7 protein-coding genes are annotated in these 15,640 nt (G+C 45.6%); 1 reads left to right on the plus strand and 6 read right to left on the minus strand.

From position 1 onward, the window contains the following. Positions 1-5 precede the first annotated feature (5 nt). The gene (locus tag NEJAP_RS14745; RefSeq protein ID WP_201347951.1) at positions 6-1,559 is read left to right on the plus strand and encodes an alanine/glycine:cation symporter family protein; all 1,554 of its coding nucleotides are present in this window, start codon (positions 6-8) and stop codon (positions 1,557-1,559) included. Between the two features lie 287 nt (positions 1,560-1,846). Here the strand turns inward: NEJAP_RS14745 and NEJAP_RS14750 are convergent, their stop codons facing one another. The 6 genes from NEJAP_RS14750 to narJ form a co-directional block, all read right to left on the minus strand. Next, positions 1,847-10,246 carry a hemagglutinin repeat-containing protein gene (locus NEJAP_RS14750; RefSeq protein ID WP_201347952.1) on the minus strand — a complete coding sequence of 2,800 codons (8,400 nt, stop codon included), beginning with the start codon at positions 10,244-10,246 and terminating at the stop codon, positions 1,847-1,849. Between the two features lie 9 nt (positions 10,247-10,255). Next, positions 10,256-11,932: a ShlB/FhaC/HecB family hemolysin secretion/activation protein gene (locus NEJAP_RS14755; protein ID WP_201347953.1), complete on the minus strand. Its 1,677-nt coding sequence runs from the start codon at positions 11,930-11,932 to the stop codon at positions 10,256-10,258. Between the two features lie 758 nt (positions 11,933-12,690). Next, the gene (gene can / locus NEJAP_RS14760) at positions 12,691-13,320 is read right to left on the minus strand and encodes a carbonate dehydratase (protein ID WP_201347954.1); all 630 of its coding nucleotides are present in this window, start codon (positions 13,318-13,320) and stop codon (positions 12,691-12,693) included. Positions 13,321-13,332: 12 nt separating this feature from the next. Continuing rightward, positions 13,333-14,154, minus strand: a complete 822-nt coding sequence (locus NEJAP_RS14765; protein ID WP_201347955.1) for a peptidylprolyl isomerase — start codon at positions 14,152-14,154, stop codon at positions 13,333-13,335. 56 nt (positions 14,155-14,210) lie between these two features. Further along, positions 14,211-14,885, minus strand: coding sequence for a respiratory nitrate reductase subunit gamma (gene narI / locus NEJAP_RS14770; protein ID WP_201347956.1), 675 nt, complete (start codon positions 14,883-14,885; stop codon positions 14,211-14,213). Between the two features lie 19 nt (positions 14,886-14,904). Beyond that, the gene (gene narJ, locus NEJAP_RS14775) at positions 14,905-15,639 is read right to left on the minus strand and encodes a nitrate reductase molybdenum cofactor assembly chaperone (RefSeq protein WP_201347957.1); all 735 of its coding nucleotides are present in this window, start codon (positions 15,637-15,639) and stop codon (positions 14,905-14,907) included. Position 15,640: the final 1 nt, after the last annotated feature.

Consider the following 15,640-nt stretch of genomic DNA (forward strand, 5'->3'; position numbering starts at 1 on the left):
TTATTATGCAAACTAAAAAAATAATAAGTTGCGCAATCATCTCCCTTATTTCGTTTTTTCAAAGTTCAGTTGCACTAGCACAAAGCAGTATTGATCAAACGGTAAATGAAGCCTTTTCATGGGCCACTGGCTGGTTTGTTAACCTGATTTTTGCACCACTACCGGGTACCAGCTTTCCATGGATAGTTTTATGGTTAGTAACAGGTGCTACCGTATTCACACTCTACTTCGGATTTATCCAGTTCCGTGCCATTCGTCATTCTGTTGCCCTTGTGAAGGGCGATTATTCTGACCCTAATGATGCAGGTGAGGTATCTCACTTTCAAGCACTCGCTACAGCCTTATCTGGCACTGTCGGTTTAGGTAATATCGCCGGTGTTGCCGTAGCCGTAAGCATTGGTGGCCCGGGTGCTACTTTTTGGATGATTCTGGCTGGTTTAATGGGCATGGCATCAAAATTCACAGAGTGTACTCTGGGGGTAAAGTACCGCAATGAATATGCAGACGGTACGGTATCAGGTGGCCCTATGTATTATATCTCTAAAGGTTTTAAGGAACGCGGTGTCCCAGGTGGGAAACCCCTTGCAGGTCTATTTGCGATATTTTGTATTCTAGGCTCACTAGGTGGCGGAAACATGTTCCAAGCGAACCAGGCACATGCGCAGATTAGCAGTATTGTGGGTAGTTACCCCGGCTGGATCACAGGTGTTATTTTTGCACTGATCGTTTTTGCTGTCATTGTTGGTGGAATTAAATCAATCGCCAATGTTACTGAAAAAATTGTTCCATTCATGGGGCTAATGTACGTTGCAGCCGCATTAGTCATTATTTTAATGAACGCTGATAAAATTGGCTGGGCTTTTGGACAAATTTTCGAAGGCGCTTTCACAGGGTTGGGAATTGCCGGTGGTTTTGTCGGAGCCCTAATTCAAGGCTTTAAGCGCGCCGCATTCTCTAACGAGGCCGGAGTGGGTTCTGCCGCTATTGCTCACTCTGCTGTACGAACTAAAGAGCCAATCACAGAAGGCTTAGTCTCTCTGCTTGAACCATTTATTGATACAGTTGTGATCTGTACCATGACGGCATTGGTTATCATTATTACAGGGCAGCTAACGACTGACCCCACTTCAGGGCTGTATCTGATTGGTGAAAATGGTCGAATTATTACGGCAGATGGCTCCTCTGGTGTTGCTTTGACATCTGCTGCCTTCTCATCCGCATTCAGCTGGTTCCCGTTCGTACTGGCTATTGCCGTTGTCCTGTTCGCCTTCTCAACGATGATTAGCTGGTCTTACTATGGCTTAAAAGCGTGGACCTACCTGTTCGGTGAAGGAAAAACGACAGAGCTAGTTTTTAAAATAATCTTCTGTATTTTTGTAGTGATTGGTGCCGCCGCCAACCTTGGCCCTGTCATCGATTTCTCCGATGCGGCCATTTTTGCCATGGCCGTTGCCAACATCATCGGGCTTTACTTCTTAATGCCAGTCGTTAAGAAAGAGTTGACTTCATACATGTCACGTCTGAAATCAGGTGAAATTAAGAAGTTCGATAATCACTAAAAAAACAAAATGCCACCTTCTTTTGAAGGTGGCATTTACATTGATTAACACACGTTATTCAGTTTATAACGTGTTCATGCAGTAGATATCAGGGATATCATCCAAGCCACTGATATCAACATTAAGTTCTTTAATAATGCCATCATCAATGCTGTAGATCCAACCATGTACTGTCAGTTCATGGCCATTTTTCCAAGCTCTTTAAGTACAAACAATTAGAAAGAACCATAACGCAGATATTCTAACTATATATTGCTTAGCAGCTTCAGTAATTGGGAGTTTGTCTATCATTCTCCCGCTTTCTTTTCAGTAGACTTTTCTGTTTCACTTTCATCAGAAACTGCCGCTTCAATTCCTATTGAAATATCGGACTTTTCAGCCTTAATTTTGACTTCCTTCCCAATGATTTCCTTCTCATCTTTAGCGATTATATTAGCTTCCTGATTAACAACGTTTTTACCCTTTATGCTCACTTTGCCACCTGAATCAATGGATGTCGCATCCGAATCAATTTTATTGGCGTAAGCTGCATTGCCACTGATAGAACCTTCTTTTTTACTACCTTCACTGCCCTTTTCAGCATCTATGCTCCCTTCAACGCCAAAGGATGTCGTGGTCGCAGTACTCTTAGCCGCTTTAAGATTGACATTGCCGCCAGCATCAACCGTAGTATCACCATCGGACTTCAACTTAGTTCCTTCAAAACTAGCATCCTTACCCGCACTGATGTTAATACCGCCGCTACCCGCTTTTATACTGCCCGCTTGAGCCGTACTACTGGAGCTATCCTCTTGTGAATACCCTCCACTTGCTGCTGCACCTTTACTCCCTTTGCTGCTACTCAGCTCCACACTAGCATCGATAGTAGACTTGCTGCTTTCAGCTGTATCACGTGCAGCTTTGAAATCAACATTACCGCCAGCAGCAATATCAGCCTTACCACCGGCCTCTATATTGGTTCCTTCAAAGCTTGCATCATCTTTGGTCTTAATAGTAAGGTTTCCACCTGCATTAATACTTCCGGTGCGCGCAGTACTTGTACTGCCACTTTCACCTTCATTACCGTATGAGGCTTCAAGGCTACCACCGGCTTTACCGACGACATCTACTTTAAGCGCTGCATCAATCTTGTTGGCATCTGAAGACATGCTAGTTGTGTCTTTAGCAGCCTTATACTCCAAGGAACCTGCTTCAATATTGATATCACCGCCAGACTCAAACTGCGTACCTATCAGCGTGGTTTTTTCTTTCGACTTGGAATTAATACTGCCACCTGACTTGTATTTAGTAGTGACGGCAGTGGTCGAGCCTTCACTTTCGCTATCGATACTTCCTTCATATTTAGCACGCAAGCCTGCACCTGCGCCGGCATCTGATTCGGTTTCACCTTTTGCATTACCACTCGCTTCAGCAGAAGCACTGGCACCCACACCAATTTTTGCATCATGACTAGACGAGCCTTTACTGGAGAAGGTTGAGTCATTTGCCTCTATCTCCTTGATCTCACGCGCCGATTGAATAATATCGCCTCCCGCTTCAATCTGCGTGCCCTGATCCACAATGGTATTTTCTGCGTTACGTGTAAAATCACCGCCAGACTTGAAGCTGGTCGTAACGTTAGTCACCGAACCTTCTATACTGGATTCTTTCTCATTTTTAAAACGAAGACCAGCACTCGCATCGGCCGATACCTTACCACCAGCCTCTCCATTGGCTGGATCACCACCTACATGAATCTTGCCTGCATCCGCCTCAGCGCCTGCTTCAGCACTCACTTCCCCATCGATATAAAGCCCAGCAGTATTAGTTTCCTTCGATGAAGTTTTCAGTGTTATATCTTCTGCCGCCTTATTGACAATATCAGTAGCTTCAATATTCATGTCACCACCGGATTCAACCTCTGCCCCCACAAACACAGCCGTCTCTTTTGCCTTAATCGACATGCTACCGCCAGACTTCAACGTGGAACTTGAATTAGTAAGGGAGTAGTCCGTCGTCTCTTCATTCTCAGTTCTAGCACCGATGGTTGTGGTACCACTTGCTTCAGCAGAAGCGTTCGCGCTAGCGCTTGCATTTGTGCCCACCGTCCCTGCTTTGGCCTGTGCATCTGCACCGGCTTCTGTATTAGCTTCACCTTCGTTATAAATACCGACTGAGGTACGCACAGTTTGAGTATTAGTCCACTCTTCATTGCGCCCTGTCAGTACTTCTACGTTTTTAGCATCCAGCTCCATATCCCCACCAGACTCAACATTTGAGCCTTGAACTTTAATCGTCCCTTCCGTTGTAGCCTTTAAATTACCGCCGACTTTAAAGTTTGAAGAAACACTCGTGTTAGTACCTGCTTGGGTAGAGGTTTTAGTCGTTTCTGCAAACTTGATGTCTGACGTACCAGATGCTTCCGCACTGGCTTCGGCACTTGCTGTAGCATTCGCACGCCCTGGCCCACTCTGCGAGTCACTACTTGAATCAGAGCCAGAATCAGACTCACCAGCACTACCGATTTTCATGTAAGTTGTTGTTTCTGTAACGGTGTTGGTACGCGTCTCATCTAAACCATCCAGAATATTAATTCCTTCCTTGGCATTGATGTCCGCATCCCCAGCAATAGTTACATCTGAGCCCTGCACCGTCATGGATTTATCAGCTTTGACGGTAGCGTTGCCACCCACTGTCAACGTCGACCCAGAGTTTGTACCTTTGAAATCATCAGTAGTTATTTTTTCGGTACCGGCTACTCCACCACCTACGCCCAAACCAGAGGTTTCCGTCACTGTTTTACTGGTAGTTTTGTCTTGACGGGATAAGACATTGAAATCGCCACCCGCATCCACACTGAGGTCACCACCAACAGTGGCATTGCTACCCGCAATCGTTGTGTCACCTCCGCTTTTAATCTTGAGATTGCCACCGGATACCAACGTAGAGCCAATATTCTTCTCGGTAGTCGTTGTGTTGCTGGTTGTTGTGGTCTGAAGCCCATTACTGGAAGATGAGTGTTTGGTATCTGTCGTCTTATCAATAATCGTGTCAAAGGTCACATTACCACCTGCCGCTAACGACGCATCACCACCTGCCTTAACTTCCGCTCCTAGTACGGTAATATCTTTCTTAGCATCCAGATCTAAATCGCCTGTCGCTTCAATGCCTGCGGTCTTACCGATAGACGTCGCATAATTCTCAGCACCACCGCTACCGCTAACCAATGTCTTATTCTCGATGCTGCCCTCAATCGACTTAATCGAAACATCACCACCTTTTATCGTGCCACTGGTATTAGTAATGTCTCCTTGAGCAGTAATGTTGAGCGAGTTTACCCCGCTAATCGTTCCGCCCGTATTACTCACGGTGGTCAAATTCATTTCAACATTGTTGCCAGCAATGACTGCACCCGTCTCTATCGAATCACGAGTAGCCGCAGAGAGATAAACGACCGGAGCCAATACTTTCTGTCCTGCCACGGTAGTTTCCACCATCCACACAACATCACTTTCGAGGTTGGCAATCTGTGAAGATGTTAATGCTTCACCAAAGACGAAGCCTGCACTTTCCCCCTCAGTGACCGCTTGATCCATTAAGCGCTTCATCTGATCCGCTTCATTACCGTAGCCTTTGATAATGTTGTTGCCAGTTTGGCTGATCAACTGCTGTTGAATCAGATAGGCCTCATAATTGGAATCACCTAAGCGCTTGATAACTGTATCAGGGTTATAGCCATAGCGATTCGCCATATAATCAGAACCAACAAAATTTGAACCCACAGCAAATAGCGGATTAGCTTCTATCAGGTAGGTAGAATTAGAGTCCTGGCTAATTACGAAGTAGCCATTAGGGTTTGTTGGCAAAGCAATTACCAAGCCACTAAAGCTGACAGCCGGCGCGCCGTCAGTCGTCGTAATACCACTAGCAGCCGATCCGCCCGAAGTACCAGAAGAGGCTCCTGTCATTGAAGAGCCGGTAACACCACCTGTACCATCAGTGCTATTGGTTAAGCTGGTACTAGCACTACCTGATGCGGTTAGGGTCGTGGTTGAAGTAGCCCAAGGTGAGCCTCTGTTAACCAAGCCAAAGCCTGTAGCAACTAAAGTATTGGCATAAATGCCTGCAGTATATGGGTTAGGTTGCGCAGAAGATGCACTTGCAGGGTCGTCATAGGTAATCACCCCTGCATCACAACTGACTAAACCACAGTCTTGATACTGAGTGGCGGTTTGAGTCCAGGCTTTGGATTCAAGAGAAAGATCGTCATTGGTAAAGGTGCCTGTTCCCGCAATAGTCAAGGTTCCGGAATTAGCTGCTAGCACCCCCCCGCCATTGACAGCAGAAGTGAAGCCAGAAATTGTCATATTTCTGTTTGCAATAATCTGAGGCTTAGTCGGGGGTATCGAGCTACTAAAAGATTGGGTTTGAGATCCCCATTTTTTATAATATTGCCAAGCGTCATTGGGCCACCCAAATGAGCCAGTTGTACTCGTGATTGTCCAGCTACCATTACAACTACCTGTGCAAGGATCCCAGGAAACCACACCCCAAGAACGCGAAGGAACTCCACCCGTGATCACGTTATTAAAGCTCGTCGACACAATAGTGATATCTTGCAACGCATTGATACGGTTGTTATTGGTAAACGTCGTACCCGCTATCAGGTTCAAGCTACCATTAGAATCGATTGTACCAGTGCTATAGTTGGTAAAGGTGCCTGTTGCGCTAGCATTAAGCTGAATGCCGGCATATAGCGCACCACTGTTATCAACAGGCCCACCGGTAGCGTTCAGGTTAAGCGTATCTAGAGCGGAAAAGCCGCCTGTAGGCGTGTTGTATATCCAAGGGGCGTTGAAATCAAGTATGCCACCAGAGTGAATTGCTCCAGTATTATTAAAGCCATTTGCCAACGTGATAGATGTTGTTGCCCCCCCAGAGGTGTTACCTACAATTTTAGAAGAACTGCCTCCAAAAGTTAATGTATCCGAGCCCACCCTCATTGCACCTAAACTGGTGAGCATAGCGCCATTGTTAATGTTAAGGTTATTTGCAGTAATACCTACGGTATTGCCCAGCATGACGCCACTACTTCCCACCGTAATATCAACACCGCTGCCACCACCCAACCCTTTTACATCTAACAATCCGCCCGATTGTATGCGGCCCGTGTTACTCACAGTATAATAGCTATCGGTGCCACGTACAGAAAGGCCACTGCCTGTTAATAACTGGCCAGAATTGTGCACAGAAGTTGCCACGTTAAGAGCCGCGTCGCCTTGTGACTGTAATGTTCCGGTGTTATTGATACTATTTGCTGTAATCGTACCGCTACCGGTGTTTGTATCCGCAAGCGTCAGAGTTCCACTGTTAACAACGTTGCCACTCACATTGATCGTACTTGTTGCCGCTCCGCCTTGAATCACCCCAGCATTACTGAGGCTTGCCAGCGTAAATGCCAATTCATCACCCAGGATATAGCTGCCGCTGAGGGTAGTTAGTGCGACATTATTCCCACCAATTGTCAGCGTATCTCCGATAGCGCTGCCTGCTTGTAAATACCCCCCCGACTGGTCAGTCACTGCTAAGCCACTACCAGTCGACATTAACATAAGATCATTATTGGCAATAATTTTACTAGCATTAGTAAGGCGAGCACCGGAAAGGTTTACTACTAAATTTTGAGCCGACTGAATAACACCGCCACCCGTATTACTCAATGTCGACACGTTTAATGTCCCAGTTTGGCTGGAGGAGCCCGAGGCAATTAATTGGCCACTATTGGCAAGTGCGCCAGTCGTTATCGTCGCACTCTGGTTTGTTTGCAGTGTTCCCGAGTTGGTCAAACTACCCGAATTAGTGGTCAAGTCTTCAGTCGAAAACAAGGTTCCTAAGTTATTGATCAAGTTAGAGATTACCAGAGCGATCTCTGCTGCCGACTGCAGCGTACCACTGTTATCTAGGCTGTTAGCCGTAATGTTGCTAGTTCCAGTGCCACCGGTGGCTAATGTTAAAGTACCTGAGTTATCAACTGCGCCGCTGGCAACAAGGGTGCTAAGCCCTGCCCCACCCTGAATTAATCCTGCGTTAGTTAGACTAGACAAAGATAAAACAAGTTGGTCGGCCAAGATATTTGCACCGCTGTTATTATTTAGTGAAACTGCTGTACCGCCAATAATCAGCGTATCACCATTGGTGCTTCCCGCTTGAATAAAGCCGCCATTCTGATTGGTGACAGTCGCTCCTGCACCGGTAGAGGTGAGCGACAGGTCGCGTGCTGCAATAATGGTGTTGGCGTTAGTTAGCGAGCTGCCAGATACATTGATAGCCAGATTCTGAGCCGACTGAATAACACCCGCGCCTGTATTGCTTAACGTGGCAACATTCAGTATCGCTCCAGCACTGGATGAATCCGAGGCGATAATCCCCCCTGTATTGGACAGTGCACTAGTACCAATCGTACTACCTTGGTTGGCTTGCAATGTGCCTGAGTTGGTGAGGCTACCCGAGTTACTGCTCAACGTAGTTTTAGCAAGCAACGTCCCCGAGTTTACCAGCCCATTGCCAATTGCCAATGCCATATTAGCATTGGATTGTAACGTGCCGCTGTTATCCAGCCTGGAAAGGATGATATCAGTCGTATTGCCAAGAACCGTACCCGACTGCGTACCAAATGTAGCATTAGCACCGGCGATGGAGAGCCTACCACCTGCTTGAATGATCCCAGAATTCGTATTGCTGATAGCAAGTGCGGACGTCCCAGCATTAACCGACAAGTCCTGGGTTGCCAGTAACTTACCCGTATTATCAAGCGTATCTATTACATTAAGCACTAAGTCTTCTTTGGACTGTAAAGTACCACTATTATTGAGTGAGGAGAGTGTGAAATTACCGGACTGACCGGCTGTATCTGAGGCAATGAATGTGCCCGCGTTAATGAGCTCGGTTGCTGTTACAGTTGTGCCTGTCGTGCCCTGAACCGTTGCACCTATCTGGTTGTTAACACTGGCGGCGTTGACTGAAATATTACCATCAGCAATCAACGTACCGCTGTTAGTAATATTTCCTGTTCCTGTATTTACCTTATCCGTAATATCTAACGTAGTTTTGGCATGCAACTCGCCGCTGTTGTTAAGCGTTCCATCAATACGTGCAGTGACACTGCCTGTATCAGAGGTGATTTTACCCGCGTTATTCAGGCCATTACCTGCCGTCAGGCTCAGGTTTCCGTTCGTGGTCTGAATACCTTGATCAACACCAGAGGTAGAGCTAATAGTGCCAGCACTTGAAGCTAAGGCCATATCACCCGTCGAACGTACTGCGGCGTTAGCCAATGCAAGGACATTAGTCGTGTTAAGATCGACCGTCGTTCCTGCATGGATCGTCGCCCCATTCGCCCCAACCGAAAGACTGTCAAACGTTCCTGATAATGCCTTGCCTGCACCCCAGACACTGTCATCAATGCTCGCCTCCCCAGACGCAACTAAAGTATTATCAGCTTCTGCATAACGGGCTTTATCAGTCGTCGATACATCACTCAAAGTGTCAGCCGTAACAGCTATGTTGTTAGCAGCGTATAGCTCGCCTTCTGATAGCTTTACCTGGCCACTAGTAGCTGAGATATCTAAATCATGACCTGCGGATATTTTGGCATCCAAACCCTTAACAAAAACATCACCACTACCGCTAGTCGAGGTTGACGAGATAGCGACATCACGGGCAGCACTGATAGCCGATTGTATTTCTACTTTCCCGGCACTGCTTATCGTAAAGTCATCGGCACTGGCTGCCGCTTCTCCCAACATACGTACACCAACACCCGCTTCGGTAGCAATAATGCGAATACGACCGGCATACATGCCGCCAAGGGCGGTAGAATCAATAGCATATGAGGGTGCGGCACCATCAGCGGCCACGGTGCCTGTTGTATTACGACTATCATAGTTCCAACTATTATTACCGGTTGTGATGCCAAGCTTGCCCGTCGGGTTGGTATTAATATTACCTTCGACTTTGACTGAACGAGTCACAATATCCAGTATTTGTTGTGCAGTGGCATTGGCACCCTTGGCACCAATCAAGACATCCCCACTCTTGACGTTAAACCCGGTGAGACTGCCATCTGCACCGATACTCGATGTACCCGTGGTCAACGTAGCTCGATCGGTGTTTATAAACCCACAACCATCACAGGTAATACCATAAGGGTTCGCTACGATGACATCAGCCTTACCCCCCAGTACCTCTGTGAAACCCGCCAGTGTGCTGCGATTAACCGATACCACTTCATTCAGAATAACTGCGGCTTCTTTCACCAAGTTTAGGTTAGACGTGACCTGCCCTGCCAGTTGAGACTGGCGGGCAATTTGACTGTTGTTACCGTTGTTCAGTACTAATCCATTTGCCTCGACATCATAGCGGGTATAACGGTTATGGGAGAGACCTGAAGTATTCGCTGTATCGATATTAACAACTGGCACGCCGTTCGCTGATATATAAGCCTTCGTTTTACCGCTGGCAGGTATCACTGTCGTGGCGGGCTGATCCGCCAATGCTGACTCAATCCCCAAACCGGATGATATCAATGCAACAAGCAGCGCTTTACCCACAGCTCGCCCCCCTCCCTTTCCGCGAGAATGTGTTGTTTCTGCCACAACAACCCACGTTCCTGTACGAACATTCCAGATAACACGGTGAATTTTATTCATAACAATATCCTAAAATGAGTAAGCCGCACGGAACCACGTTTTATTGGACTCTTTCTTCATCGAGCCCGGCAGAGTTAGTGGTCTGGTATTAATAAGTTCCAACGATGCACCGCGCCAGTTAGTCGAAATACCGACGACCATGCCCGACAATCGCCCCTGTGGAACATCATCTGCACGGCTACTCACTTCACCGAGGTCATATCCCGCATAGAAACGGGCAGAGACAACTTCATCACCCATTGTGACGGGTTTACGAATGGAGACCTCATTGCGCCAGAAGTAACCGTTATCACCTGATATCGTGCTATCTACGAACCCTCGCACTGAATAGAGGCCACCAATGGATATTTGCTCAGAGCCATAGAGAGCACCCGGAGATTTTTGGGCAGTTAGCTGACTCGTAAAACTGACATGCTCATCAAACAATCGAAATGGGCGCATATAGTTAAACCCAGCCTTAATCTTTCTAAACTGAGCTTGCGGTGCCCATTCAGGCAAGTTACTAGGGTCTTTTAAGGCCCCTGCTATACTCAACCCTTGAGCATAACCAAGGTTAAGTGAAAGAATACCACCAGCAAAATCTGTGCTGAGGTTAGCGTCGATATCAAGCACGGTTAACCGTCGACTACTCACGCCTAAGAATTGATTATCAAGATAGTTTCTTGCATTTTTACCGGTCAGTGAACCCGACAGTAAAACACGCGTAGATTGATCACGATACATCACTCGATCAATATTCAAACTATCTGTTCTATTATTGCCGCTTGCGGAAAGACTAAGTCCACTAGGCACACTGATCATACTGTCATAGCGCGAATAACTGGTTGCTAAAGAAACCGTGGTGTAACCAAAAGGAATACTCAGATTAAAACTATCACTTCCAGAAAATTTACGACCCGAGTCGCCCGGTGTCGACTCGCGGTGTGTAGCAGAAAACGAATCATTAAAACCCAAAAGATTATCAACAGTGAAGGTCAGGCCTGTTTGCAACTCGCCTGTTGATTTTGAACCCTGATTATCTGTGGATATATAATAATGAAACCTAGAGCTGGGCTGATTATATACAATCACCTGACTTGCCCCGGCAGTCTCACCCGGTTGAATATCAAGTTGTGCGTTGTTGGAGGCCAGCCGGTTTATCTGGTCAATACCTTGCTCCAAATCACGCAGGTTCAACAGATCACCCTCCGAACTTGGAAATACATTTCTGACAGAGATACTATGAGTGTCTCCGTCTTTAATCATGATTGTTTCCACAACGCCTTCGATCACTAAAATTTCCAAAATACCGGTACTTAAATCTTGTGCTGGCAAATAGGCGCGCGTAGTGACGTAACCTCTATCGATATAATCCTTCGTTATCGTTCCAAGAATTTTTTCGATATCAACGACGTTGAGGCATCGACCATTATATTCATCGGCAATATGCTGACGTGCAGTCTCAGAAAGATGAAGTGCACCACTGATAACAACCGTTTGAATTTTACGACAATCCGCACCAAGAGACGGCACGGTTATTTTCGGCATAAGCTGTTTGGTATCCATGCCATCCACACCTTCAATACGGCGCCTGGCAGCGTCTTGGTCCTTTTGAACACGGTCCTGTGCTTGGCGCTGGATAATCTCTAATTGACGTTGTGCGGCTTCAATATCTGCTGGAGTTGCTGCAAATGTCACGCTGCTCATCAATACACTCATTACAAGCCAAAAACAAAGCCTTATATGCATTGATGCCGTATTCCCCTTCAACATAAAAAAATATTTTAAATAACTGTACATGTATGGCACCCAGCTCTCCTTTTTATAATTATCTGCATATTTATAATATTTTAGCCGTCAACTTTTACTTAAATAATCCCTTACTAAAAATGAGCTAAAATAAACATTTACTGATTTATTTAAGCTTTTAAGACAACTATTCATCCATATAATATCGAGCAACTCCAGCTATTACTTATAGGAACACAGCGTGTCATCGACGCTAATTCATATGATTTTAAATAAAATCGTATATAACGAACTTTCTGATTTGTGTCCCGGAAGGAAAGGTGAATAAAATTCATCTAAAGTTAAGCTAACACAAAAAATAACGAATAAGTACTTCTCATTAGCCGTGCTTACTGAAGATTCATATGATTTTTTTATTTTAAGTGGATTTTTATCAGTACAAACCTGAATTAAATTTTATTGGGAATAAATATTTCTATTAATATTTTCCGTAAAAAGCCACGTAAATTCATCTTTACGTAAAATAAATCTTCTATAGGTCTTAATCGTTAAACAGTTGTTATGAATTATGAAGGTTACTTTTTTATTTGAGGCCCTACACCATTATAAAAATAAATAACTCTCTTTCAAAACGGAAGTAACCAATAAATCAGCTCTGAATTGGTAGCGGCCAATAAAACTTAGCCACTACACATTTAGTCACTTAAGGGGGGGGGTTATAGCGTGTTCATGCAGTAAATATCAGGGATATCATCCAAGCCACTGATATCAACATTAAGTTCTTTAATAATGCCATCATCAATGCTGTAGATCCAACCATGTACTGTCAGTTCATGGCCATTTTTCCAAGCTCTTTGTACCACTTTACTATGGCAAATATTGGTAACTTGTTTTTGTATACTTAACTCACATAAGCGGTCAACACGCTTATCTTCATCGGGTTCAGCATTCAATATATCTCTGTACTCAAAGCCGATATCTTTTAAATGCCTCAGCCAGTTATCGATCAAGCCAAGATCCTGATTACCCAATGCAGCTTTAACACCACCGCAACCATAATGCCCACACACAATGATATGTTTCACTTGAAGTACTTCAACCGCATAGTGAAGTACCGACATACAGTTTAGGTCAGTGTGCAGAACCAAATTAGCAATGTTACGGTGTACAAAGAGTTCACCCGGCAGCATACCTACAATTTCATTCGCAGGGACACGGCTATCAGAGCAGCCTATCCACAAGTACTCAGGCTTTTGCTGCTCCGACAACTCTTTAAAAAAGCCTGGGCACTGCACTTCCATAAAGCGTGCCCACTGCTTATTGTTATCTAACAAATCTCGCAACATCTGCGGTACCTATTATTGCATTAACAGAGAATCAGCACCCTGAATGTCTATGCCTTCGATAGAAGCCTGCCCTGCCAAGAGTGAAACATATTGACTAATACTGCGACGATAAACTTGGTCTTTAAGATAAGTAGCAATACGATCTGCCACCATGTTATACGGTAATGGTTCACCTTCTACACGCTTATCTAAACGTACAATATGATACCCATAGCGGCTTTCAACAGCATGCAGAGCAAGCCCTTCTTGCATCTTAAAAACCTGACGCTCAAACTCCGCAACGGTTTGGCCTTTTTCCAACTGGCCTAATTCACCATTAACTTCTTTAGACGGACAATCAGAATACTGTTTCGCTAAATCAGCAAAGCTATCTGGATCTTTTACCAGTGTAGCAATGATAGATTCTGCTTGTTGTGCTGCAAATTCACGCGCTTCCTGATCTTGAGGGTCTGCACCTAGCAATATATGGCTTGCAGCAATAAGAGTAGGCGTTGTGAACTTCTCTTGATTTGCAAGAAAATAGCGCTCACACGCCTCTTCATCAGGCGCTGGTTGCTTTACTTCTTCTACTAGTAGCGTGCGAATAAGTGCTTCTTCTTGGTTTTCACCTGTTAGCACTTGTGCTGTTAACTCAAGCTCTTTTGCCCGCTGTAACATTAATTCTTTTACCACTAAAGCTGAGGCCGCTTTTTGATGCGCCGCTTCAACCGTCTCTGCAGAGTGGTATTGCATCTCTTGCAAGATCTCCGCTTCATCAATCGCTGCACCATTAACGCTTACCGGTACGAAGTCATTAACAATATCCGACACCGTAATTGAATCGATAAGTTCCATAAGAGTCTCCTGAAAGAAGGGGCGGCGTACCGCCCCTTATAAGCTTTACGTGATAATTAACGCTGACGAACGATCTGGTAACTACGTGCTAGGTACTTCATAGGAGCACTCCAAACGTGTACCAATCGCGTAAACGGGAACAGTAGGAAGATCGTCATACCTAAGAAGATATGTAGCTTATAAATAAAGCTCACATTTAATAGGTAATCTGCTGCACCACCATTGAACGTCACAATACCTTGCGCCCAGCCAGCCAGCAGTAGCATTACGCTGCCATCCAGATGCCCTAACGATGCAAAGATTGTAAACAAGCCTAGCGTAACCTGAACCATCAAGATCACTAAGATCAGGATATCGGCAGTTGTGCTGGTAGCCCGAATACGTGGGTTAAATAGACGACGTTGTAGTAACAACGCTGCACCTATCAAACATGCAACACCTGCTACACCACCAATCATGATAGCGATTAGCTGCTTAGTACCTGAAGACATAAAAGGCTCATAGAACGCATGCGGCGTTAACAAACCTACTAAGTGTCCAAAGAAAATAGCAAGTACGCCCACATGGAATAGATTACTAGCGCGGCGCATTCCTGCGCTGCTCAGCATCTGGCTTGAACCCGTTTTCCAGGTGTATTGCTCACGGTCATAACGTACCCAGCTCCCTACCAGAAATACAGCGCCGGCAAGGTATGGGTAAATGCCAAAGAGCAAGTCATTTAGATAAGACATTTTTGTTCTCCTCGGCCCCTCAAGAGCCAGATGGTCCAGTAGGGGTGATATGTTTAACAGCATCACTGATATGCAACTGCTGCACCTGATCAAGCTCGCGACGGCGCTGCGTGACAGCATCATTACCACAGTCTTGAGTGGAGGGTTCAGTAAAGCGAACCATCTCCTCTTCCCACACTTTATCAAGCGCTTCAGGTGTGTCATCAGCAGCTTCAGTAGCAACCTTAGCGACCAGGTCTTCCCGCTCTACTTCTACACCTGAGATATCGATAAGCGCGGTACAAAGTACTGCATAAAAGCTCTTGCGCTGATCCAATCGAGTCTCTAGCAGCGCTAGGATATGACTCACATCACCCAACCACTGTTGCACTTCTTCCAACGGACGCTTAGAGAGGTACTCCAAAAACAGCGGGATATAATCCGGCAGTTCTTTGGCATCAATTTGAAAGCCGTTGTCTTCATACACTGCCATCAGATCTACCATCGCCTGACCACGATCACGGGACTCACCGTGGACGTGTTCAAACAACAATAATGACAGTGAACGACCACGATCAAACAGGCCGACATAATTATCCTGAGCATCCAACAGGTCTGTGGTACACAGCTGATCGATAAACTCGATCAGCGGTGCACGCTGCCCTTCAGGCAGCGCTCCATCAGCCCTGATCTCTTCGATCAGTTCCTGTTGTATTTCAAATAATTCATTACTGGGGTAATCCAGCAACAAAGAGATCACTTTAAGACTACGCATC

The sequence above is a fragment of the Neptunomonas japonica JAMM 1380 genome (assembly GCF_016592555.1).
GTDB lineage: Bacteria > Pseudomonadota > Gammaproteobacteria > Pseudomonadales > Balneatricaceae > Neptunomonas > Neptunomonas japonica_A.